Consider the following 23360-nt stretch of genomic DNA (forward strand, 5'->3'; position numbering starts at 1 on the left):
GATGCGCGCGCACCTCGCGGGTTGGCTGGCCCTGCTGGTAGTTGTGCTTGCACAGCCGCCGGGGCAGGTCGCGGCGGACACGAAGTTCGACCTGATTGCTGCCCCGGGGCGGTTTTTGCGCCGGGCGACCCACGCTTACACGGACGAGTTTCCGCTGGGCCAGGTGCAAAACCAGGCGTACGGGTACCTGTTCCCGCAGGGTCCGTTTTTCTTGGCGGGGGATCTGCTGCAGGTGCCGGATTGGTTAATCCAGCGCGCGTGGTGGTGGCTGTTGTTGTGTTTGGCGTACTCCGGTGCGCTCGCGTTGGCGCGACGCGTAGGTGTCAAGGGCACGTTCCCGCAGGTTCTCGCGGCGGGGTTGTACGCGCTGAGTCCACGTATCCTGACCACGCTCACCGCGATTTCTTCGGAGGCGTGGCCGGTGGCGCTGGTGCCGTGGACACTCATCCCGCTCACTCGGCGCACCCCGCAGGTGGCGCCGGCGGTGGTGGCGGTGGCGTGCATGGGCGCGGTCAACGCCACTGCCACTATCGCCGCGTGCCTGCCGGCGTTCGTGCTGCTTATCGCCCGCCGCTCCTACGCTGCGGCGGGCAAGTTCGCCCTCGGCGCGGCGGCGGTGTCGGCGTGGTGGATCGGGCCGCTTTTGGTGCTGGGCCGCTACTCCCCGCCGTTTACAGACTTCATCGAGTCCGCCCACGTGACCACCGCGTGGCTCAACCCGGTGGAGATCCTGCGCGGCACCACCAGCTGGACCCCGTACGTGGACACGGAGCGCGCCGCCGGCCACCTGCTGGTGGCGGAGCCGACCTTCGTCATCGCCACATGCCTCGTCGCCGCGTTCGGGCTCGCGGGCCTGGCGCGCCGCGACATGCCGTGGCGCGGGCCGCTGCTTGCGGTGTTCGCGGTGGGCTTCTGGGTGCTCGGCTCGGCGCACATGAGCACTTCGCTTTACGACGGTGCTCTCGCCCCCTTCCGCAACCTGCACAAATTCGACCCCCTGGTCCACCTGCCGCTCGCGCTCGGCGCCGGGCACCTGGCTGCCACGGTGAACCGCCCCAAGGCCGTCGGCATCACCCTTGCCGCCGTGGTGGCGGTGGCGCCGGCGTGGTCGCTGCGCCTGCTGCCGGAGGGCACCTGGCACGAGGTATCCGAGGACTGGGTCGCCGCGGGCCAGTGGCTGGACGAGCACGCCGCCGGCACCCGCACGCTTGTGGTCCCGCCGGCGTCGTTTGCGCGGCAGACGTGGGGGTGGACGCGCGACGAGCCGATCCAAGCGCTGACCCAGGCGCGTTTCGCGTTCCGCGACGCGGTGCCGCTGGTGGACCCGGAGGCGATTCGGGGGTTGGAGGGGCAGGCGGAGCTCGTCGATAGGCAATCGCTGCGTTCCATCGGTGTGGGCGCGGTGGTGGTGCGCCGCGACTTGGAGCGCCAACCGCGCACGCCGAATTTGGGCGAGCCGGATGCGAGCTTCGGCGAGGTGGACATCTTCCTGCTGGACCCGCACGCGGACATGATGGAGTCAGACCGCGAGCCGGTCGCGGTGGACGGCGGCGGCGAGGTGCTGGCGCTTATGTGGCGCGAGCTCGGCTACTTCCCGGCGCTGCTGACCAGCGGGGACGCCGACATTGTCACCGACACCCCGGCGCTTGCTGTGCGCAATTACGGCACCATCGACGGCCAGTCCGGCTACCTCGCCGCCGAGTGGGAGGACGCCACGGTGCGCAACCGGGTGAAGGACTACCCGTCCGCCGGCACGCGCACTGCTGTGACAATGGACGGCTTCGCCCGCGCGTCTTCGTCGGCCGCCGACGCCGGCGCATTCGGCGGCCCCGACGCGTCGAAGTCGTTGACCTCCGCCTTCGACGGCTTGAGTGAAACAGCCTGGTGGCCCGCGCCCGGCGACCGCGACGCCTGGATCGAATTCCAATCGCAGCAGGAGCACGTCACCATCACCGCCACCGCGGACACGACGGTGCAACTCTGCGACGGGCACAGCAACTGCCGCAGCGTCACCCTGGTCAAGGACCAGCCGCGCAGGCTCACCCGCGGCGACGCCACAATCCTGCAGCTGACCGAACCGGTGGGCATCCGCGAGCTCGACGTGGGCGTCACGCGCATCGTCGAGGTGGAAGGCACAGCGGATCGCTACTTCTTCCAGCGCCACTTCCCCGAGCACACGGTGATCCAGCGCCGCTTCACCACCGCCGAGGACGCCACGTGGCAGCTCAGCGCGCCCGCCACCATCGACGGCGAGCGCCGCGTGGGCAGCGTGTTCCTCAAAGCCGGCACCCACGAGCTGTTCACCCGCGCCGACACGGTCATGCTCTCCCGTGCACCGCTACCCGACCAGACCGGCGACCGGCTGATCCTGACCACGCGCGCGTTCAACGACGGGCTCCGCGCCACCCTCGGCGGCACCGAGTTAGAGCCCGTGCGTATCGACGCCGGCGCCCAGGCCTTCCGCGTCCCTCCAGGAGCCGACGGCGAGTTCGAGATGCGCTTCGCCGGCGAGGGTGCCTACCGCTACTCGCTGATCTTCGGCGGTGCGTTCAGCCTGCTCGTGCTGGCGCTGTGTCTGTGGGTGCCGTGGCGCCGCGGGGACGACACCCCGTACGAGCCGGAAGCCAACGCCAACTGGGCACCCACCGTCGCCGTGATCGCCGCGTTCCCGTTCCAGGGTCTGGCAGCGGCGGCACTCGCGTGGGTGGTGCGCCGGCTCACCGTCCTGCCGATGCACCGTGTCGCGGCAGCCACCATGGCCATCTGCGGGTTGGTGCTGGCGCGCGCGGCGTGGCCGGCGGCGAACTACGCCGGTTCCTCCACCTTCTTGGTCGTGGCCGGCCTGTTCGCCGTGGCGTGTCTGACCAACCGCGCGCCCGGCACCTCCACCAGTTCGTAGGAGATGTAGGCCACGGCGGTGCTCGCCAGCGCGGTGGCCGCGTAGACCAGCACAAAGTGGCCCGAAAACATCGGCACCCCCAGCACGGGGAAGACGAAGTAGAGCACCGCCATGTGCCACAAGAACACCGAGTAGGACCAGTGGCCCAGGGTGCGCATGACCTTCGACGACAGCACCGTGCCACGCTGCCGCTGCCCCAGCGCGAACGGCGCCACAATAAGCGCCGCGAACACCGCCCCCAGCAATACCCGCACGGTGAACTCGGCGGGCGTCGGGTGCTCCAGCCCGCGCGGCCCCACCACCCCGGCGATCCACGCGACCGGCAGCGCCAGCGCCACAACCGGCCAGCGCGGGCCGGCGTAGCGCACCCCAGCGCGCTCCAGCTCGGCCAGCACGAGACCAACGGCGAACCAGGGTGCGTAGGACGGCGGCCAGATCTGCATGTTCACCACCGCCGGATCCGTCACGCCCGAGACTGCCCACGGCCACGCCAAGCCCAGCACAACCGAACCCGCCAGCGTCGCGTAACGGCCCCGCGATCCGAGGCGAAGATACAGCGGCAGGACCAGGTAGAAGGCGGCTTCGACACATAACGACCACATCTGCGTGAGCCCGTCGATAAGCGAATGCGGCACGTAGATCTGCACAAGCAGCACATTCGCCGCGACCTGGCCCCACGTCACCCCGGCGAGCGGCGGCAGCGCGAGCAGCACCACAACCACACACACCAGGTACGCGGGTACCAAGCGCGCCACGCGGCGCGAATAGTAGCCCTCCCGGGCCCCGCCGCGCGCCAGCAGGAACGCCGAAAGCGCGAAAAACACAGCCACGAAGTAGTCGAAGCGCTCCAGCACCGCGGAGCCGGTGGCGGTTTGGAACGCGACGTGCGTGGCCACGATGCCGTAGGCGGCCACGGCGCGCAGCCCGTCGAGCTCGGGCAAAATGGCGGGTCTGTTCACGATGGCGCAAGTCTAGCCACCCGGTAGGGTGACACGGGTGAACCTGCGACGCCGACTTGCCGCCTGCTTGGGCATCATCGTCGCCTGCGGCGCGCTCAACCTCGCCTCCCCCATCGTGATTGCGCAGCAGCGCACCCTTGATCCGGGCGAGTACACCATGCTTTTCGACGGCACTTCGCCCCGCACCCGCACCGTTGCACTCTCCAAGGCCCCGAAGAGCCTGGACGCGGTGGTGACGCTGGATGGTGAAGAAGTGGACGCGTTTCCCATCGACCCATCCACCGCCTTCCCCGCGAAGGGGCGCGCCGGGTTGGGGCCGCTGTTGCCCTACCGCCCGGAGCGGCGTACCTATCCCCTGTTCGATCCTGCTTCTGACGAGGATGTCGGGTTGGACTATTTGGGACCGGGGTCGGTGCGGGGATTGGACACGTACAAGTACTCGGCGACGCTTTCGGACGGCTGCGTGCGCACCGTGGATGCGGAGCGGCGCACCGGCCGCATCGTCGACGAAGTCTGGGACTGCGGCGCCGACCAGTGGGTGCTGGCTGAGGAGACCAAGGCTGCGCAGGTGTCGGCGGCGGGACGCGACGTGGCGTGGTTGCGGGGGCTGCAGGTGATGTCGGTGGTCACCCGCGTGATCGCCGCCGCGGCGTTTGTGGTGGGCCTGGTGCTGTATGCGCGCCGCCGTTAGCCGCTGGTGGGCGCCGGTGTACGGCGCGCTGCTGGTGTTGGCGCTGACCTGGCCGTTTCTTATGCCCGGCGAGGCATTCGCGCTGCGCGACATGATGGTGTTTGACCAGATGGCGCTTACCCGGGCGTCGCTGGGCTGGGGCGATTTGGCCGCGCGCAACGTGCCGCAGGACGCGCTGTTGGGGATCCTGCCGTGGCCGGTGGCATTCGTGCGGGTGTTCATGGTCGCCGCCGCGGGGTGCGCGGCGTGGGCGGGGTTCCGGCTCGGGCGCTCCCCGTTTGGACGGGCGGCGGCGATGACGGTGGCGGTGTGGAACCCGTTCGTGGTGGAACGTCTGCTGCAGGGGCAGTGGTCTCTGGCCGCGGCGGCGTGGCTGCTGCCGCTGGTGGCGCTCGGTGTGCACCCCGCGTCCGGCCTGGCGCACTGGGCAGCGTCGCTCACCCCCACCGGTGCGCTGGCGGCGGCGTGTTTCGCCCGCGGCTGGCCGGGGGTTGCGGTCAGCGTGTGCACCTGCCTGCCGTGGGTGGTGGCGGGCGTGTTCGCTGACGCACCCGGCACGTCCTCGGCCGCCTCGGCTGCGGCGTTTGCGCCCCGCGCGGAGGCGCACGTGGGCACCCTCGGCTCCTTGCTGGGCTTAGGCGGGATCTGGAACGGGCAGGCGGTGCCGGCCTCGCGCGAGCTCGGGTTCGCGCTGTTCGGGGTGGCGCTTTCTGCTCTGCTCGCGTTGTCCTGGCGCGCGGTGCCCCGCCGGTTTCTGCTGTTGGCGGCAGTCGGGTTCGCGGTGGCTTTTGGTTCCTGGGCCGGCCTGACTGCGCCGCTGATCCAACACCTTCCCGGCGGCGGCCTTCTCCGCGACGGGCAGAAGTGGCTCATCCTCGCCATCCCCGCCTTCGTTGCGGCCGCTGGCGCGCTCGAGCCCCGGCGCGCGCTCGCCGCTGCCGCGTTCGCGTTGCTGCAGGTCCCGGACGCGCCGGTAGCCCTCGCGGCGCTTGCCCCCACCACCGTCGAGGTTCCTGCCGTCGACCATCGCGGCCGGGACGTCCTTTTCGAATCGCGCCCCGCGCTTGTGCCTATCGACGGCCATCCGGTCGTCGACCCCGCCCCCAAAGCCATGAACGTTGTCGAATCTGGTGCGCTGACGGTGGACGGGGTGGCGGTGGACCCGCCGTCGCTGCGCTGGTCGGCGGCGCAGGCAGCCTTGGACAATCAAGCGCGGCTGCGCGAGCTCGGCGTCGGCGTGGTAGTGCGCGCCGACGGCTCCGTGACCGATACCGGCGCGCCCGCGCGGCCACTGCCTCCTGCCGGTGTCGCGTTGTTTGCCCTGTGGTGCATGGTACCCCTGATACAGTGTGTCCAGGATCACACCACGCGCAAGAAACGCTCCTAGCTGGGACTTTGACGGATTTAATTGGTGATTACCAATTGATGGACAATTCCAATCGTTGACCCCCTTGCACTATTCGCCCCATATGACCTAAAGTGAACGGCAAGTTAACAACAGGTTACGTACACGCGTAACCCTGAGCCTAGAGAAGGAGCAGATACCGCTTCTGCAAGGAGGAACACACCATGGCTAACAAAATCGACTTCAGCATCATCCGCGAGCGCGCCCTGCGCAACATCCGTGAGGACCTGCTCGCCGAGTACGCCGGCCAGTTCGACGCGCTCGAGATCAACGACGCATTCGATGCTGTCCTGCGCACCCACCGCAACTCCGCTGTGATCGAGGACTTCATCCCCGTCCTCGTCGAGGCCGAGATGCGCGACCGTCTCCGCGACGGCGAGCTGTTCCCCTCCGCGGCGTAACACCGCATAACTTCCAACGCCCAGCCCTTTTCAGCGGCTGGGCGTTTTGCTATATTCGGATGACACTGTCGGTAGCGGAAACACCTTCCGTCACCCAGCGAACGTCAACCCCACGCGCCCGGGGAAAAGGGAGCACTCCTGGCGCCTTGTGGCCGTATCAGGGCTGAAGCGGTTCGATTCCGCTCACACGCACAACGCATGCGGCCTGCACGACGCACACGGGCACAACCCCCACCACAGGGTTGCACCGAGCACGATTTACTACCACGACGTTGGGGGTTTCGGAAGCGGCCGCGAGGGTCGGGAACGGGGACAGCAACTTCAAGGAGGCACACATGCTGCTCGCAGAGGCACTGGCGCGACGCGCCGAGGCGCAGGACCGCCTAAACAAGCTGCAGGAACGTCTGATGCAGGGCGCGCTGATGCAGGAGGGCGACACCCCGCCGGAGGACCCGGCGGACATGCTAGAGGAAGTCGCCGCGCTGCTGCAGGAGATCGAAACGCTGGTGCGCCGCATCAACCACACCAACGCCAAGACCGCCTTCAAAGGCGCGACGCTTACCGACGCCATCGCGCGCCGCGATGCCCTACTGCGCTCCCGCCGCCTCTACGCCGCGGTCGCCGACGCTGCAACGATGTCAAACGCCCGCTACTCGCGCTCCGAAGTACGCTTCGTGCCCACCGTGGACGTCAAGGCGCTTCGCGACATGGCCGATAGCGCCTCCAAGGCCTACCGCGAGCTGGACACGAAGATCCAGCAGCTCAACTGGACGACTGAGCTAATTTAGGGCTCCAATAATCCGCTCGAACCTCCGGCCAGTCTCATCCCAGGAGAACCGCGCCGCCCACTCGCGCGCCGCAGGAGCCATTGCTTCTCGACGCCCAAGGGTCTCCCCCACAACCTGCTCAAACTCCTCCCCAGGTTGCACCAGCCGACCAGTCTCGCCGTCGCGGATGGAGTCGGCGACCCCGCCGGCGGACGCGTACGCCACGGTGGGCACGCCGTGCTGCGCCGCCTCAATCACGGCGATCCCCCAGCCCTCCTTGCGCGAGGGCAGCAGGTGCACCGCGGCCCGCTCAAGCAGCGCGTGCTTGTACGGCTCGGACACATGCCCGTGGAAGACCACCTTGTCGCCGTGTGGGGCGGCGTACTCGCGCAGCTGGTCCTCCCACCAGCCGGAACCGATCACGTCCAGCACGGCGCCATCCATCCCCGCCACCGTGTCGATCGCCTCCTCGATGCGCTTGTGCGGAACCAGGCGGGAGAGGGTGACCAGGTGCAACCTTTGGTCGTCGTGAAGCACAGGCGTGTGCGCCGGAACCGGGTCCACACCGTTTTCCACGATTTCGATATCCGCCTCGCGCACCCCGAGCGCCACCAGGTCGTGCTTCGAGGCCTGCGACACCGTCACGTACCGCGCGCCCCGGTACACCCTCGGCGCCACGCGCGACTCCAAAAACCACCCCAGGCGGCGGATCAGCGGGCCCGCCACCGGCCACTGCTCCTTGTGGCAGTGGTGCGTCAGCAGCACCACGGGCTTTCTCGTGAACAGCCGCGCGAAAAACGGGATGCCATTTTGCGTGTCCACCACCACGTCCGGCCGGTTGCGCCAAATAGATAGCGGCGCCGCAAGGTACACACCAAACTTTCCCCCGGCGCGCTCGTAGCGCACCCCGTTCCTGCGAGAGCGTCTCGGCGCGTCCGTGTGCTTCGCCGTCCGGTAGACCACCTCGTGGCCCTGCGCCGCCAAGTACTCCCCGACGCGCTCGAGGTAACGCTCCGACCCGCCGCCCTGCGGGTGGGTGGTATCGCGCCAACACAGAAGCAGTATCTTCACGGCGCGATGACCTCGAACCCAACTTCGCGCGCCGCATCCGCCAGCCGCTTGTCGTAGGTGAGTACCGCATCCGACTCCAAGTCCAGCGCGGCCTGCAGGTGGATCGCATCCAGCGTTCGGAGGTAAGGCATGGGCAGCATGCTCGCGCTGCGCAGCGTCGCCCGGTGAAGTTCCGCAAGCGAAATTCCGCGCAAGATGAGCGTGACCTCCCCCTGGGGCCTGCCCAAGCGCACCGCCAGCCGCCGCAGCTCAATCTCGAGCAGGTCCGACGAAACCACCTCGCACTCCCCCGCCTCGAGCCAGAGCCGTACCGCGTTGGTGTGCGGCTCCGCTTTGATCAAGCAAGCGATGGCCGACGTATCCGCATACACCCGCCGCATCCTAGAAGCGGTCCTCGCGCATGTCATCGAGCATCTCGTCCAACGTCGCACCTTCAACCGGCTTCACCGGGAGGTCCAGCCATCCGCCGACACGGGTGGCCGGACGGGTGATGGTTAGTCGCGGTTTCGGCTCGTCGAGGGGCACCAGTCGCCCCACCGGTTCGCCGTTGTTGGTGACCACGAAGCTGCGACCCGCCCGCACCTCGCGCAGGATCCGCGCAGAGTCGTTACGCAACTCGCGCTGCGATATCCTGCGCTCAACTAGCGATTCGTCGTATTCCGGCGTGGCCATGCACCGCACTGTAGCACGGTTGCTACGGTATGCATATGCACCGTACCCGCCGGATGGCCACCTTTTCCCGCTCGCTCCGGCTGTTGCGCGCGTTTTCTTACGAGCAGTTCCGCCCGCGCATCTTCTACTCCATGCTCGCCCGCGACACGCGTTCGCTTCTCGACGCCCTCTCGCACGACCTCTCCTTCTCCCCTGCGCCGAGCTTGCGAGGTGCATCGGTACTGGACGTCGGCGGCGGGCCCGGCTACTTCGCCGACGCGTTCTCCGACTGCTTCTACGTGGGCCTGGAACCGGACGTCACCGAGATGTCCGCCGCGGGCTTATCGGGCTTCGGCTCCGTGCGCGGCGACGGCACCGCCCTGCCCTTCGCCGACGATTCCTTCGACGTGGTGTACTCCTCCAACGTCGCCGAGCACATCCCGAACTGGCAAGCCATGGGCGACGAGATGCTGCGTGTGGCCAAACCCGGCGGGCTGGTGGTGCTCAGCTACACGGTGTGGCTCGGGCCGTTCGGCGGGCACGAAACGGGGCTGTGGCAGCACTACGTGGGCGGGGAGTACGCGCGCCGTCGATACGCGAAAGTGCACGGCCGCGACCCGAAGAATATCTTCGGCGAGAGCTTGTTCGCCGCCTCCGCGCGCGAGGGCCTCGCCTGGGCGGAGGCCACCGGCCAGCTCGCCGCCGCATTCCCCCGCTACCACCCGTGGTGGGCGTGGTGGGTCACCCGCGTGCCGGTGCTGCGCGAGTTCGCCGTGTCCAACCTCGTGCTTGTGCTGCGGGCATAGCGCGCGCGAATCGCAACAATCAAGAGCTGACGCAACTTCATATACCTAGGTATACGACCATCAAAACTTCCTCTCCCAACGAGCACAACGATCTGACAATTGAACTGACCAGCCAATAACGGCTGGGAAATATCAACTGGCACAGAGAGGGGTCATGATGAGACCACCATCGAGAATTCTGACTGCGGTCGTCACCTCCCTTATTATAGGAACTAGTGTTCCAGCTCAAGCGGACGAACACTTCGACCTGAAAGATGACCTACATGACAACGTCATCGGGATTTCGGAAAGTGGCGAGGAGCTGGGGCTTCCTTTAAGAACCACGAACAACGACCTCAACGCCGGAACGGCACCGTCGTTCGAACTCCCCGCCGAGGAGCCGCTAACCCCCACCATCAATGATCCGCGATTCGTTGGACCATACTCGGTTATTGGGACAGACGACCGGAGAAAAGTCACAGCCAATCCTGCAATTGTTCAAATTCAGCGAAATGGGTACAACCACTGCACCGGCTGGATGATTGCCGATGACACACTAGTTACAGCTGCCCACTGTCTTTATGACTGGAGCAGGGACGATTGGGTGCCCAAACTTACCTTCCGCCCCTCGGATTGGAACCAGTGGTCTTACGAATTCGCTTCACAGACATGGATTTCCTCGGAGTACGCTCGCTCGGGTTCTGCAGATAGCGATTGGGGAGTAGTGAAATTCCCTCGCCCCATATCGGCAAGCTGGTTCGGCATGAAGCCAAGCACGAATCCAAGTGAGCTAACTGGTGAGAGGGCTACAATCACAGGTTTTCCGGGAGAAAAGGGCCGAGGTCTAATTCGCGATTACGCCCAGTTGTGGTCTGCGGACGGCATCCTACAAGCGGGAACTGAAGCGCGGGTGTGTTACTCCATCGACACAACCGGGGGTCAAAGCGGTTCGCCCGTATACCTCGAAGATAGAACTGCGGTCGCCATCCACTCTCATGGAGCCGGCAACGGTGCCTGCTCAGGCAACAGCGGCGTACGAATCACCCCAAGAATGATAGATACTTTTAACGATCTAAAAGAAAGGAGTAACAATGCCACCCCAATTCCAGGTTCCCGGATCGGTTCAAGCCGTTCTTAGAAAACTCCAGCTTTCTCCGGAGATTGTGGCTACTGCCTTGACTGCTCTGGGGGTCATAGTTGCCTCCGCACTCTTGGCCAACTCCTTAACTCCAGCTCCCGAGGCGCGACCCGAAGGTGAATTTTCCGCAATTCAAGTGGTCAAGAATAACGGAAGGTCCGCGGGAGTCTGTTCCATCAGCGGGCTGGAGGAAGAAAAGGTACATTACACGAACAAGGATTCGGTGTATTATTGGAAGCTTCAACCCAACACAAATACGATTCAGGCTTCGTGCCCTAGCCTCACGGGGCTTTCGTCGGGACGTACCTACCTTGAAGGGAAAGCCACTGTCGTCGTAACCGACGAACCACAAATGGTTCGTATCGTTGTTCGGTAGGGTCCAGACCGTTCGAAGTGGCATACCATCAGAGTTCAACTGGTAAGGAGCCCCGTGCGAAGCAAATCTAGGAGCCGCGCTTTTCCGGCTCTGGGGGCAATAGGAGAAGAATTCCGAAGGGGCCCTAACCTGCCCGTAAAATTTCCGATATCTATAGCATTCGGATGCGCGTCGGCTGCCCTTTTCGTTGCACGTTGCCTTCTCTCCCCGCCTGGAATCATTGTCGGGTTTTTCCTCGCTTGCCTAGCAGCGACTCTACCCATTTCTGTCTGGTTCCCAGTGCTTGCGACCACAGCATTTCTGATTTTGCTGACACTTCTCGAGACCGCTGGGACGTATGCCGAGTTACTGGTGCTGCTGGGTTATCCCCTGATGGGTAGCCTGGCAGCTCAACGGAACCTTGGGTGGTGTGTTACTTACGGCGTGGTTTTCTCAGTGCTGGGCTTCTACTCTATAGATGAACAAAGGTTTTCTACGGATCCCTACGCAATTGCGACCCACGTGGTTCTTTTGGGCATCGCATTCTCTTGCGGCTGGTGGTCGAAGACGGAGCTCCAACGACGCTACGTCAAACGAGCAAAAGTTCGGCGCGAGCGTGATGAGCTAGCGATCCTCACCCACAACACAGTGGCAGCCGAACTTACCTCTCTTGTGGTCAGGTTGGAGGTACTCGCAATGGAGAATCCGCAGCTGAAGAAACAGTTGGAAGAAAGCGCGGACTCAGCGCGGCGCACAATTTCCGATGTGCGCGTCTTGATTGAATCGATGCGATCGGCTACCTTTTCCAATCCGAAGTCGGCGGCAACACAACCTGACATCGCTTTAAAGACCATTGATCTGACTCTCCGGGCGCATGGATTTCACACAAAGTTCGACGCTGAACTTGCTCCGGTGATGATGGGTGACGAATTCTGTCAAGTACTAAATGACTGCCTGTCAGAAATTTCGACAAACATTCTGAAATACGGTGACCGGTCGTACGCCATACGTATTCAATCTGGAGTGGAAGGGAATTGGCTGAGAGTTCGCATCGAGAATGAGGTTTCCTCCACACCACAACGTTCCCAATCGAGTCGCATGGGGTTAGAGATCATGGGCCGACGCCTTAATGCACTGAACGGTTCACTATTGATAAGGGATTCAGACAACACGTGGGAGACGGAGATATCCATCCCCCTAAGCGAAAGAGGCGAGCGATTATGACAACTTGGCTGGGGGGCATTCTCATAGTGCAGGCATGCTCTCGAATGATTAGAGGCCTACCGCTGGAAAGCCACAACGGCATCTCGTTGAAAAGTGCAAGTCTCGAAGCGGTTGATCGGTTGTTGGGTTGTCGTGGAGGACGAAAGCTTCCGTGGTGCAAAGCATCCCCATGAGAATTTTGCTGGTCGACGATGATCCGGTTATCAGAAACTGCTTTCCTGCCTACTTTGCAACAGCCTCCGATCTCACGGTAGCTGGTATCGCCGATGGTGGTCTCTCCGCTCAGGAATGGCTACAAAAACACCGTTGCGAGATCGTGCTGTCAGATATTCAGATGCCTCATGTTGACGGGATCGCGCTCCTACATTGGACCAAGCAACTTCCCCAGCCGCCGCTTTTTATCGCAATGACTGCATTCGATACCGATCGAAATCTGATTGCTGCTCTCACCGAAGGCGCGGCGGGGTACGTGGTGAAAAGTCAGAAGCCCCACGAAATCATCGAGGCGACTCGAGCTGCGGCACACGGCAATTTGAGCATCTTCGCTCCTAGTGGGAGACGGCTGCTGGAAACCCTCAGGATCCCCGAAGCGAAGCCGGGGGAGGTAAGCACGATCGTTTCCGATGAGGAACGTCAGCTTCTCCGAATGATCAGCCGCGGCTACACTAACCGAAGGATTGGTAGAGAGTTGAATTACGCAGAGGTAACGGTAAAGAAGAAGGTCTCGGCTCTCTTACGAAAATTTGGTGCGCAAAGCCGGGCTGAGCTTGTTGCCCTTGCAAGCGACCTGCTCTAGGCAGATGGAAAGCGAAAGGCCCGCCAACCGGCAGGCCTTAAGCTTTATTAACAACAGATCCTGTCTGAAGTTTTCCAGCAGCGACGTTACAGCATCACTGCCGTGCTACACAAGCGATTACTTCGCTGCAGCCTGGACGCGCTCGTCCAGCTTCTTCAGCTGGTCGAAGATCTCCTGCGGCACGCGGGAGCCGAGGCCCTCGAGGTAGCGGCGGGAGTCAGCGACGTCTTCCTTCCACAGCTCCGGGTCGGCGGTGAGCGCCTCGCGCACGTCCTCGATCGGGGTATCCAGGCCGGTCAGGTCCAGGTCCTCGGCGCGGGCGGTGTAGCCGACCACGGTCTCTTCGGCGTCGACGTTGCCCTCGATGCGGTCGATGACCCACTTGAGCACGCGGGAGTTGTCGCCGAAGCCCGGCCACAGGAAGCGGTCGTCGTCGCCGCGGCGGAACCAGTTGACCAGGAAGATCTCCGGCATGCGGTCGCCGCCCTTTTCGCCCATGTCCAGCCAGTGCTGGAAGTAGTCGCCCACGTTGTAGCCCATGAACGGCAGCATGGCCATCGGGTCGTGGCGCAGGGAGCCGACCTTGGCTTCCGCGGAGGCGGCGGTCTGGCCGGAGGAGAGCATCGCACCGATCATGGTGCCGTGCTCCCAGCTGTGGGCCTGGGTCACCAGCGGCACGGTGTCCGGGCGGCGGCCGCCGAAGAGGATGGCGTCGATCTTGACACCCTGCCAGTCGTTGAACTCCGGTGCGGCGGCCGGGCACTGCTCGATGGCCACGCAGTAGCGGGAGTTCGGGTGGGCGGCCTTGGAGGAGGACTCAGGCGTCCAGTCCTCGCCGCGCCAGTCGATGAGGTGGGCCGGTGCCTCGCCGTCCATGCCTTCCCACCAGACGTCGCCGTCGTCGGTAAGTGCGACGTTGGTGAACAGGATGTTGCCCGGCTCCATGCTCTTCATGGCGATCGGGTTCGAGGCGTAGTTGGTGCCGGGGGCGACGCCGAAGAAGCCGTTTTCCGGGTTGACGGCGTACAGGCCGTCCTCACGCAGGTGCATCCAGGCGATGTCATCGCCGACAACCTCGGCCTTCCAGCCGTCCAGCGTCGGAGTGATCATGGCCAGGTTGGTCTTGCCGCAGGCCGACGGGAAGGCGGCGGCGACGTGGTAGGCCTTGCCCTCCGGGGAGGTGAGCTTGAGGATGAGCATGTGCTCGGCCATCCAGCCCTCCTCTTTCGCCATCACGGATGCGATGCGCAGTGCGTAGCACTTCTTGGCCAGGATGGCGTTGCCGCCGTAGCCGGAGCCGTAGGACCAGATCTCCTTGGTCTCGGGGAACTGGGAGATGTACTTGGTGTCGTTGCACGGCCACGCCACGTCTTCCTGGCCCGGCTCGAGCGGGGCGCCGACGGAGTGAAGGCAGTGCACGAAGTTGTCGCCCTCGATCTTTTCCAGCGCCTGGGCGCCCATGCGGGTCATGATGCGCATGGAGAGCACGACGTAGGCCGAGTCTGTCAGCTGGACGCCGAGCTTCGGGTCCGGGTCGGAGATGGGGCCCATGCAGAACGGCACGACGTACATGGTGCGGCCGCGCATGGCGCCGGTGAAGTGCTCCAGCATCTCTTCCTTGAGTGCTGTCGGCTTCATCCAGTTGTTGGTCGGGCCTGCGTCTTCTTCGTTCTCGGTGGAGATGAAGGTGCGGGACTCCACGCGTGCGACGTCGGACGGGTTGGAGCGGGCGAGGAAGGAGTTGGGGCGCTTTTCCTCGTTGAGCTTGATCAGGGTGCCTGCGTCGACGAGTTCGGCGGTGAGGCGGTCCCACTCTTCCTGGGAGCCGTCGGCGAAGACGACCTTGTCGGGTTGGAAAAGTTCGACCGCCTCGTTGATCCAAGCAATAAGCTTGTCGTTGGCGGTGGGGTTGGTCCCCTCCAGGCGCTTGATTTCGGCGGTCATTTACGTACTCCTTGTGTAACTGGTTATGGCCAGTGCGCGTGCGAAATTCATCGTTGTTGCGCCCCAAGAGTATCGAAACGGGCGTTCATCTGGCCAAAAGTTCTGACCTTTTCACGCCGACTGGATATAACCAGCTGTTCCGAGCACGTCCTTTGCCGGAAACGGGGGTGACCCTCTACCCCCGCGGCCCGTTCTTGAGCCTTTACTTTACGACGCCTCCGGGGGTGCCCGTGGAGCTTGCGTTTGCCCAGTTCATGTGGACAATAAACGTGATGAATAATACTGAAAATTTCCGCCCCGGAACGGGCGAATTGCCGGCGGGCCGCCCGCTGCAAACCGAGTTCGACACCGGCCTGGACTACCCGCGCCTGGGGTCGGTGACCTTCCGTCGCGGCACCCTCACCGAGAATCAGGAGGCCCTGTTCGACGAGCATTGGCCGCGCCTGGGCCGCGTACTGGCGGAGGGCTCGGACGATCCCATCGACGTCGACGAGTGGTTCGGCCGCTCCGGCCACCCCACCATCGTCGAGATCGGCTCCGGCACCGGCACCTCCACCGCCGCGATGGCGCCGCTGGAGGCGGACACGAATGTCATCGCCGTGGAGCTGTACAAGCCGGGCCTGGCCAAACTGCTCGGCTCGGTGGTGCGCGGCGGCATCGACAACATCCGCATGGTGCGCGGCGACGGCGTGGAGGTCCTTGCCCGCATGTTCGGCGAGGAATCCCTCGACGGCGTGCGCATCTTCTTCCCGGATCCGTGGCCGAAGGCGCGCCACCACAAGCGCCGCATTATTCAGTCCGGCACCCTGAACTTGATTGCCACCCGCTTGAAGCCGGGCGGCGTGCTGCACGTAGCCACAGACCACGCGGATTACGCCGAGTGGATCGACGAGCTGGTGAACGTCGAACCCACCCTCGAGTACAAGGGGTGGCCGTGGGAGGATGCGCCGCTGCTCACGGACCGGCAGGTGATCACTAAATTCGAAGGCAAAGGCCTGGACAAGGATCACGTGATCCGCGAGTACCTGTGGGAGAAGAAGTGATGGATCTGCAAGCGCTGTCGCACCCGTACACCCCAGGCGCGCCCGCCGGCCCGGAGAGCCTGCTGCTGGTGTGGGACGCGCCGAACCTGGACATGGGCCTCGGCGCGATCCTGGGCGGGCGCCCAACTGCGGCGCACCGCCCCCGCTTCGACGCGATCGGGCGCTGGCTTATCAGCGAAGCCGAGGCCCGCGCCGATGATCTCGGCCGCGACATTGAGCCGGAGGCGACGGTGTTCACCAACGTCTCTGCCGGCGGCGCTGACTCCATCCGTCCGTGGGTAGAGGCGCTGCGCAACGTCGGTTTCGCCGTGTTTGCCAAGCCGAAGAGCGACGAGGATTCGGATGTGGACCAGGACATGCTGGCCCACATTGAGCGCCGCCGCGAGGAGGGCGTGCTCCAGGGCGTCGTGGTCGCCTCGGCAGACGGGCAGAATTTCCAGGAGCCGCTGCTCGAGCTCATCGACGCCGGCATCCCCGTCACCGTTCTCGGCTTCCACGAGCACGCCTCCTGGGCGGTGAACTCCCCCGACGTGGACTTCGTGGACTTGGAGGACATCCCGGGCGTGTTCCAGAACCCGCTGCCGCGCGTGAACCTGGACCGGCTGCCGGACGGCGGCGCGTGGCTGCAGCCGTTCCGCCCGCTGCGCTCGCTGCTGCACAACACCCGCGACTAGGAGGCCGGAGATGTTTTACAACTGGGGCCGTTTCGCGTTCCGTCACCGCCGGATCATTCCGCTGGTGGTCATCGTGCTCATCCTGGCCATGCAGGTGCTGTTTGGCTCGAAGCTGGGCGAGCGCCTCTCCCAGGAGGGCTGGGAGGACCCGGGCGCGGACTCGACCACCGCTGCCGCGATCGAGCAGGAGACGTTCGGCCGCGACAACTCGGGCGATGTGATTGTGCTGGTGAGCGCTCCCGACGACGCGGCAACTCCGGTCAGCATCGACGATCCACTGCTCGTGGACACGATGAACACCCAGATCAACAGTCTGCGGGATCAGTTCCCCAACGAGATCGACCACATCACCAGCTACTTCGAGCGCCCGAACCCGCAGCTGGTAAACGCGGAGCACACGAAGGCGTTCGCGGTGATCGGGCTCAAGGGCGACGGCGAGCAGACGCTGAAGGATTTCCGCACCATCAAGCCCGCGCTCGAGGCCATGGAGTCGCCGTACGGGACCGTGCAGATCGCCGGCGCGACCGCCGTGGCCGACGCGCTGGACGAGGGCATGGCCGCCGACATCGCACGCGCCGAGAAGATCGGCCTGGTGTTCGTGGCCGTCATCCTGTTGTTCGTTTTCGGCGGCGTGGTCGCGGCGGCGATGCCGCTGATCGTGGGCATTTTGTCCATCATCGGCTCGCTGTCGCTGCTTGCGGTGCTCGCGCAGTACCAGCAGGTGAACATCTTCTCCCAGTCCATCATCACACTGCTTGGTCTGGGCCTGGCCATCGACTACGGCCTGTTCATGGTCTCGCGCTTCCGCGAGGAGCTGGACCGCGGCGCCGAGGTGGAAGAGGCGGTGGCGGTGACCACCAACACCGCCGGCAAGACCGTGTTCTTCTCCGCACTCATGGTCGGCGTGGCGCTGTCCGGGCTACTTATGTTCCCGCAGGCCTTCCTCAAATCTGTGGCCTACGGCGCGATGAGCGCGGTGCTGCTCGCCGCCGTGATCTCTGTGGCGGTGCTGCCGGCGCTGTTCGGCATGCTTGGCCCCAAGATCGACATGTGGTCGGTGCGTAAAGCTTCTCGACGTGCACGCCGCCTCGAAGACACCGTCTGGTACAAGATTCCGGCGTGGGCGATGCGTCACGCCAAGGCCGTCGTGGTCGGCTGTGCGGCGCTGCTGCTCCTGCTCACCGTGCCGATCGTGGGCATCACCTTCGGCGGCATCAACGAGACCTACCTGCCGCCGAGCCAGGCCACCCGCCAGGCCCAGGACGAGTTCAACGAGGAGTTCCCCGCCTTCCGCACCGACCCGGTCAAGCTCGTGGTCACCGGCGCGGACAACCAGCAGCTCGTGGACATCGTGATGCAGACCCGCCAGGTCGAGGGCCTGGCCGCGCCGCTCAAACCCGCGCACGCAACGCAGGACGGCACCACGGTGCTTTCTGCCCCGCTGGAGGATCGGGCCGGGGGCGCGGACGTCGTGAAGCAATTGCGAAACATCAACGCGCCCGAAGGCGTGGAGACCTACGTCGCCGGCACCCCGGCGATGGAAACCGAGTCCATCGAGGCGCTGCTGAAACGCCTGCCGTGGATGGCGCTGTACATGGTCATCGCCACGTTCCTGCTGATGGCGCTGGTGTTCGGCTCCGTGATCCTGCCGGCGAAAGCCGTGATCATGAACGTGCTCGGCATCGGCGCCACGCTCGGCTTCCTCACCGCCGTCTTCGTCGACGGCCTCGGCGCGGGCGCGCTGAACTTCACCCCGGGCCCGCTGATGAGCCCGATCCTGGTGCTGATCATCTCCATCCTCTACGGCCTGTCCACGGACTACGAGGTCTTCCTGGTCTCGCGCATGGTGGAGGCCCGACAGAACGGGCTGAGCACCGACGAGGCGATCAAGCGCGGCACCGCGCACACCGGCGGCATCATCACCGCCGCGGCGCTCATCATGATCGTGGTCGCCGCCGCCTTCGCGCTCAGCGAGATTGTGATGATGAAGTACATCGCCTATGGCATGATCTTCTCGCTTGCCCTCGACGCCACCCTGATCCGCCTGCTGTTCGTGCCCGCGGTGATGCACATGCTGCGCGAGGACAGCTGGTGGGCGCCGCGCTGGGTGAAGCGTTTGGCCGGTGCGTTCGGCGAGGGCTCAAGCCTATCGACGCCACCGCGCACCGAAACCCCCATCACCGAAATGGTGCCCGACACTCAACCCGGCCGCGCGGGAGTGTCGGTGTCCGAGGACGCCTCTCTGGTACCGTTTACCCAGCTCATGCGCGACCTGGAGGAACGCCGCGCACGCCAGGCTCTGGAACAGCTGAAGAAGAAGGAACTTGAGCGCTAACACGTGGCGCCAGTGGCTGCGCTGGCTCGCGCCCGTGGCCATCTTGGCGGTCGTGCTGGTGGTGCTGCGCGACCAGCTGCCGTTTTTCGGGGAGGCGTGGAGGGCCGTCGGCGCGGCGTCGACAGGCCCGCTGCTGCTCACGGTGGCCACGGCGGTGCTGTCGCTGGCGGCGATGTCCGGGGTGATGCAGATCCTGCTCAACGTGGAAGGGCGGATTACGGGGGTGGCGCGCACCAACGCGATCGTGTTCGCCTCCAACGCCTGGTCCACCACGGTGCCGGGCGGGCCCGCTCTGTCGGCGTGGCTGACGTTTAGGGTGCACCGGTCCTGGGGCGCGTCGGTGGGGCTGTGCAGCTGGTTCTTCGTGGTCTCAGGCGCGCTGTCGACGGTGTGGATGGTGCTCATCGGCGTCGTCGCCGTGGCGCTTTTGGGCGCGGAGCTGTCCGTGTGGTCGCTGGTGGCGTCGCTGGCAGTGGCGCTGGCGACGATCGGCACGGTGTTCTGGGCGACCCTCCACCCTGCAGTGCTGAAGCGCTGGGTGCGGTTTCTGCCGGAGAAGGTGCGCGGGCGGGTCGTGGACGTGATCGACCAGGTCTCCGCGATCCGCATTTCCGCACCGGCGTTTTTCGCAGCGGCGGGGCTCTCGCTCGCGAACCGGCTTTTGGACCTGGCCACGATGGTCTTCGCCGTGTGGGCCGTGGCCGGCCGGGGCGCGCCACTTGCCGGGGTGTGCCTGGCGTTCATCATGACCAAGCTGGCCGGCTCGGCCCAGGTCACGCCCGGCGGGCTCGGCACGGTGGAGCCCGTGGCAGTGGGCATGCTGGTCGCCGCCGGGTTGCCGCTGGCCCACGCGACCGCCGCGACGGTGGTGTACCGGGCGGTGTCGTTCCTGCTCATCACGGCTATCGGGTGGGTGGTCTACGCCGCGGTGTACGCGGGTCGTGGCTTCATGGTCGGGCGACCGTCCGCCGGCGACGCTGTTTGAGCTGGCGTGACGTTTTCACTTGCGCGCCGTGGGCAAAATGGGTCTAAGGTGGCCCTACATGAGCGTTTCCAGCATGCTTTACGGTCGCAGCGTGGATTTCGAACGCGTCTTGCCGGTCGGCTGGCACGCGCACGAGGAGGGGGTCGCCGCGCTCCTCGAAAGCTTCCAGCGGGTACCGGACGTCCAGCGGGTGCGCTTGGCGAAGAAGACGTCGAACCTCTTCCGCTCCCGTAGCGCCGGCGGCGCCGGACTCGATGTAGAGGGCCTGCGCGGCGTCATCGCCGTCGACCCTGTGACGAAAACAGCTGACGTGCAGGGTATGTGCACCTATGAGGACCTCGTCGACGCCACCCTGCCGTACGGCCTCGCGCCATTGGTGGTGCCGCAGCTAAAAACTATTACTCTCGGCGGCGCAGTTTCCGGCATGGGCGTCGAGTCCACCTCCTTCCGCAACGGTCTGCCGCACGAGTCCGTGCTCGAGATGGACGTGCTCGTGGGCACCGGCGACATCGTCACCTGTTCGCGCGACGAAAACGTCGCGCTCTTCCGCTCGTTCCCGAATTCCTACGGCTCACTCGGCTACGCGGTGCGCCTCACCATCGAGCTCGAGGAGGTCGAGCCGTTTGTCGAGCTCCAGCACATTCGCTACAACGACCTCACGGCCTTCCAGGACGCCCTCGCCGACGCTGCCGCCGCCGGCGAATGGGCCGGGCGCGCCCTGCACGGCCTCGACGCCGTCGCGTTCTCCCCCACCGAGCAGTACCTAGTCTGCGCCTTCCAGGTGGGCCAAGCGCCGGGAACGTCCGACTACACGCGCGACGCCGTGTACTACCGCTCGCTGCAGCACCCGTCGGGCGTGCACCACGACTTCCTCACTATCCGCGATTACATCTGGCGCTGGGACACCGACTGGTTCTGGTGCTCCCGCGCCTTCGGCACCCAGAACCCCAAGGTGCGCAAGTTCTGGCCGCGCGAGCTGCGTCGCAGCGCGTTCTATTGGAAGCTCGTGGGCCTGGACAAGAAGTACGACCTTGAGTATCGGTTCCTGAAGAAGCCGAAGGGCCTGCCGCGCACCGAGCGCGTCGTGCAAGACATCGAGGTGCGTGACACACAGATCGCCGAGTTCCTCGACTGGTTCTTCAACGCCAGCGATATCCAGCCGGTTTGGCTGTGTCCGATCCGGCTGCGGGACGGCGTCGATACGCTCGCTGGCGTCGGCCTCGACGATGAGGCGCCGTGGCCGCTCTACCCCCTCGAGCCGGCGACGACGTGGGTGAACGTCGGCTTCTGGTCCGGCGTCCCGGAGGTGGAGCCGGGGGCCTTCAACAAGGTCATCGAGCGGAAGGTCTCAGACCTCGGCGGGCACAAGTCGCTGTACTCCGAGGCGTTCTACGACCGCGCCGAGTTCGAGCGCCTCTACGGCGGGGACCTGCCGGAGCGGATGAAAGCCCAGTACGACCCGGACCGGCGCTTCCCGGGCCTCTACGAAAAGACAGTGGAAAACGCGTAGGAGAATGACAATGCAGATGACCGTGGCGGATATCGTCGACACCCTCTTCCCTTCTGGCACCCCGTTCAAGTGGGAAGCTTTCGACGGCTCATCAACGGGACCGGCGGACGCCAAGCACACAGTGAAGGTGAACAGCCCCGGGGGTCTGTCCTACATAGTCACCCACCCCGGCGACGTCGGCCTCGCCCGCGCCTGGGTCACCGATGGCCTGACGGTTGAAGGCGCGCACCTCGCGCACCCGTACGACGTCTTCGATGACATGCGCACCCTCTACAACAACTACAAGCGCCCGAACCCGCGCGAGCTCGTCCGCATCGCACGCTCCCTGCGCTCCATGGGCGCACTGCAGATCCAGCCAATTCCGGAGGCGGAGCAAGCGTCCTGGCTCGAGCGCACCATCCGCCAGGGCCTCGCCCCGCACTCGAAGGAACGCGACGCCCAGGTTATTTCGACCCACTACGACGTGGGCAACGACTTCTACGAACTGTTTCTCGGCGACTCCATGGCCTACACCTGCGCTTACTACCCCACCCCGGACGCCACGCTCGACGAGGCGCAGGAAAACAAGTTCCGCCTCGTCTTTGAGAAGATGAACCTTAAGCCTGGTGACAAGCACCTCGACGTCGGCTGCGGCTGGGGCTCCATGGTGCGTTACGCAGCCCGCCAGGGCGTGAAGTCCCTCGGCGTCACCCTCTCGAAGGAGCAGGCCGAGTGGGCGCAGGCGAAGATCATAGAGGAGGGCCTCGAGGACCTCGCGGAGGTGCGCTTCCTGGACTACCGCGACGTCACCGAGACCGGCTTCGACGGCATCTCCTCGATCGGTCTGCTGGAACACATCGGGGTGAAGAATTTCGCCTCGTACTTTGAATTTCTCGCCGACAAGCTGCGCCCGGGTGGCGTGATGGTCAACCACTGCATCACCTACCCGGACAACCACAAGACGCCGCAGGGCGACTTCATCAACCGCTACATCTTCCCGGACGGCGAGCTCACCGGCTCCGGCACGATCATCTACGAGATGCAGGACCACGGCTTCGAAGTCTTCCACGAGGAGAACATCCGCTTCGACTACATGCGCACGCTGCACGACTGGTGTGAGAACCTCAAGGCCAATTGGGACGAGGCAGTCGCGCTCGTCGGCGAGAACACCGCCAAGCTGTGGGGCATGTACATGGCGGGCTCCGAATGGGGTTTCGAGCACGACGTCGTGGAGCTGCACCAGGTCGTGGGCATCAAGCTTGCTAGCGACGGCTCCCGCGCCGGCACACCTGAGCGCCGGTGGTGGAACGACTCGGTGTTCTAGAGTGGCTGGCATGAGCAACACCATCTCCAAGCCCTACGCCATCGCCGCCGACTATGTCGCCATCGCTGCCTTCGCCCTCTTGGCGCGCGCGGCGCACCAGTCCGACGACATGCCCTTCAACTTCTCCGGCTGGCTGTCCACCCTGTGGCCGTTCGCCCTGGGTGTGACGCTGGGCTGGCTGATCACGCGCAAGAATAACGGCGGGGTCATCTGGATCATCACCGTGGTCACCGGGCTCGTGATCTGGGGCATCCGCAACGGCGACGTCCCCCATTGGTCTTTCATCGTCGTCGCCACCACCATGAGTGCGCTGCTCATGCTCGGCTGGCGCGGTATAGCCAAGCTCGTGCGCAAAAACTAAAACGCACCCGCCGGAAAGGCGGGTGCGCGGGGCTTCGGCGCGGATTAGAAGCCGATGCCGAAG

21 protein-coding genes are annotated in these 23360 nt (G+C 65.0%); 16 read left to right on the top strand and 5 right to left on the bottom strand.

Annotated features, from left to right (window positions below; genetic code table 11):
• The first annotated feature begins 1 nt into the window (after position 1).
• On the top strand, positions 2-2899 hold the full coding sequence (locus QP996_RS07790) for an alpha-(1->3)-arabinofuranosyltransferase domain-containing protein (RefSeq protein WP_284872171.1): 2898 nt from the start codon (positions 2-4) through the stop codon (positions 2897-2899).
• Here QP996_RS07790 and QP996_RS07795 read toward each other — a convergent pair.
• Positions 2806-3858 (bottom strand): acyltransferase family protein, encoded by a 1053-nt coding sequence (locus QP996_RS07795; RefSeq protein WP_284872071.1) that lies wholly within the window; start codon positions 3856-3858, stop codon positions 2806-2808. The two genes, QP996_RS07790 and QP996_RS07795, sit on opposite strands and share 94 nt — an antisense overlap.
• Positions 3859-3895: 37 nt before the next feature.
• On the opposite strand from QP996_RS07795, the gene QP996_RS07800 reads away from it, so the two are divergent.
• The 4 genes from QP996_RS07800 to QP996_RS07815 all read left to right on the top strand — a co-directional run bounded on the left by QP996_RS07800 (position 3896) and on the right by QP996_RS07815 (position 7143).
• The gene (locus QP996_RS07800; protein WP_284872072.1) at positions 3896-4549 is read left to right on the top strand and encodes a porin PorA family protein; all 654 of its coding nucleotides are present in this window, start codon (positions 3896-3898) and stop codon (positions 4547-4549) included.
• Entirely contained in the window at positions 4533-5936 is a 1404-nt protein-coding gene (locus QP996_RS07805) for an MmpA family trehalose lipid delivery protein (RefSeq protein ID WP_284872073.1), read from the top strand. Before QP996_RS07800 ends, QP996_RS07805 begins: the two co-directional genes overlap by 17 nt.
• Before the next feature lie 182 nt (positions 5937-6118).
• Positions 6119-6355: a three-helix bundle dimerization domain-containing protein gene (locus QP996_RS07810; RefSeq protein ID WP_284872075.1), complete on the top strand. Its 237-nt coding sequence runs from the start codon at positions 6119-6121 to the stop codon at positions 6353-6355.
• 335 nt (positions 6356-6690) lie between these two features.
• Entirely contained in the window at positions 6691-7143 is a 453-nt protein-coding gene (locus QP996_RS07815; RefSeq protein WP_284872077.1) for a DIP1984 family protein, read from the top strand.
• Here QP996_RS07815 and QP996_RS07820 read toward each other — a convergent pair.
• Genes QP996_RS07820 through QP996_RS07830 form a run of 3 tightly spaced genes read right to left on the bottom strand, consistent with a single transcriptional unit; the run spans position 7135 to position 8865 of the window.
• On the bottom strand, positions 7135-8193 hold the full coding sequence (locus QP996_RS07820; protein WP_284872078.1) for a glycosyltransferase family 4 protein: 1059 nt from the start codon (positions 8191-8193) through the stop codon (positions 7135-7137). The genes QP996_RS07815 and QP996_RS07820 overlap by 9 nt on opposite strands.
• On the bottom strand, positions 8190-8573 hold the full coding sequence (locus QP996_RS07825; RefSeq protein WP_284872080.1) for a type II toxin-antitoxin system VapC family toxin: 384 nt from the start codon (positions 8571-8573) through the stop codon (positions 8190-8192). The genes QP996_RS07820 and QP996_RS07825 overlap by 4 nt, the downstream gene beginning before the upstream one ends.
• 1 nt (position 8574) lies before the next feature.
• On the bottom strand, positions 8575-8865 hold the full coding sequence (locus QP996_RS07830; protein ID WP_284872081.1) for a type II toxin-antitoxin system Phd/YefM family antitoxin: 291 nt from the start codon (positions 8863-8865) through the stop codon (positions 8575-8577).
• 35 nt (positions 8866-8900) lie between these two features.
• Between QP996_RS07830 and QP996_RS07835 the strand changes: the two genes are divergently transcribed.
• The 4 genes from QP996_RS07835 (at position 8901) to QP996_RS07850 (ending at position 13142) form a co-directional block, all read left to right on the top strand.
• The gene (locus QP996_RS07835; RefSeq protein WP_284872082.1) at positions 8901-9650 is read left to right on the top strand and encodes a class I SAM-dependent methyltransferase; all 750 of its coding nucleotides are present in this window, start codon (positions 8901-8903) and stop codon (positions 9648-9650) included.
• Between the two features lie 157 nt (positions 9651-9807).
• Positions 9808-10767, top strand: coding sequence for a trypsin-like serine peptidase (locus QP996_RS07840; protein WP_284872083.1), 960 nt, complete (start codon positions 9808-9810; stop codon positions 10765-10767).
• A gap of 655 nt (positions 10768-11422) precedes the next feature.
• Complete coding sequence (locus QP996_RS07845; RefSeq protein ID WP_284872085.1) at positions 11423-12346, top strand: sensor histidine kinase; 924 nt, start codon at positions 11423-11425, stop codon at positions 12344-12346.
• A gap of 169 nt (positions 12347-12515) precedes the next feature.
• On the top strand, positions 12516-13142 hold the full coding sequence (locus QP996_RS07850) for a response regulator (RefSeq protein WP_284872086.1): 627 nt from the start codon (positions 12516-12518) through the stop codon (positions 13140-13142).
• Positions 13143-13259: 117 nt separating this feature from the next.
• Here the strand turns inward: QP996_RS07850 and QP996_RS07855 are convergent, their stop codons facing one another.
• Complete coding sequence (locus tag QP996_RS07855) at positions 13260-15086, bottom strand: phosphoenolpyruvate carboxykinase (GTP) (protein WP_284872088.1); 1827 nt, start codon at positions 15084-15086, stop codon at positions 13260-13262.
• A 272-nt stretch (positions 15087-15358) separates the two neighbouring features.
• Here QP996_RS07855 and trmB point away from each other — a divergent pair, with 272 nt between their 5' ends.
• Genes trmB through QP996_RS07890 form a run of 7 tightly spaced genes read left to right on the top strand, consistent with a single transcriptional unit; the run spans position 15359 to position 23297 of the window.
• Entirely contained in the window at positions 15359-16129 is a 771-nt protein-coding gene (trmB, locus tag QP996_RS07860) for a tRNA (guanosine(46)-N7)-methyltransferase TrmB (RefSeq protein ID WP_284872089.1), read from the top strand.
• Positions 16126-16803: an NYN domain-containing protein gene (locus tag QP996_RS07865; RefSeq protein ID WP_502870165.1), complete on the top strand. Its 678-nt coding sequence runs from the start codon at positions 16126-16128 to the stop codon at positions 16801-16803. Before trmB ends, QP996_RS07865 begins: the two co-directional genes overlap by 4 nt.
• A gap of 10 nt (positions 16804-16813) precedes the next feature.
• Positions 16814-19138 carry an MMPL family transporter gene (locus QP996_RS07870; RefSeq protein ID WP_284872091.1) on the top strand — a complete coding sequence of 775 codons (2325 nt, stop codon included), beginning with the start codon at positions 16814-16816 and terminating at the stop codon, positions 19136-19138.
• Entirely contained in the window at positions 19128-20123 is a 996-nt protein-coding gene (locus QP996_RS07875) for a lysylphosphatidylglycerol synthase transmembrane domain-containing protein (RefSeq protein ID WP_284872092.1), read from the top strand. Before QP996_RS07870 ends, QP996_RS07875 begins: the two co-directional genes overlap by 11 nt.
• Positions 20124-20181: 58 nt before the next feature.
• Positions 20182-21633, top strand: a complete 1452-nt coding sequence (locus QP996_RS07880) for an FAD-binding oxidoreductase (RefSeq protein ID WP_284872094.1) — start codon at positions 20182-20184, stop codon at positions 21631-21633.
• 16 nt (positions 21634-21649) lie between these two features.
• Positions 21650-22936, top strand: coding sequence for an SAM-dependent methyltransferase (locus tag QP996_RS07885; RefSeq protein WP_284872173.1), 1287 nt, complete (start codon positions 21650-21652; stop codon positions 22934-22936).
• 10 nt (positions 22937-22946) lie between these two features.
• On the top strand, positions 22947-23297 hold the full coding sequence (locus tag QP996_RS07890; RefSeq protein ID WP_284872096.1) for a DUF3054 domain-containing protein: 351 nt from the start codon (positions 22947-22949) through the stop codon (positions 23295-23297).
• Positions 23298-23360 lie beyond the last annotated feature (63 nt).

The organism is Corynebacterium sp. MSK008, from assembly GCF_030232585.1.
In the GTDB taxonomy this organism is placed as follows: domain Bacteria; phylum Actinomycetota; class Actinomycetes; order Mycobacteriales; family Mycobacteriaceae; genus Corynebacterium.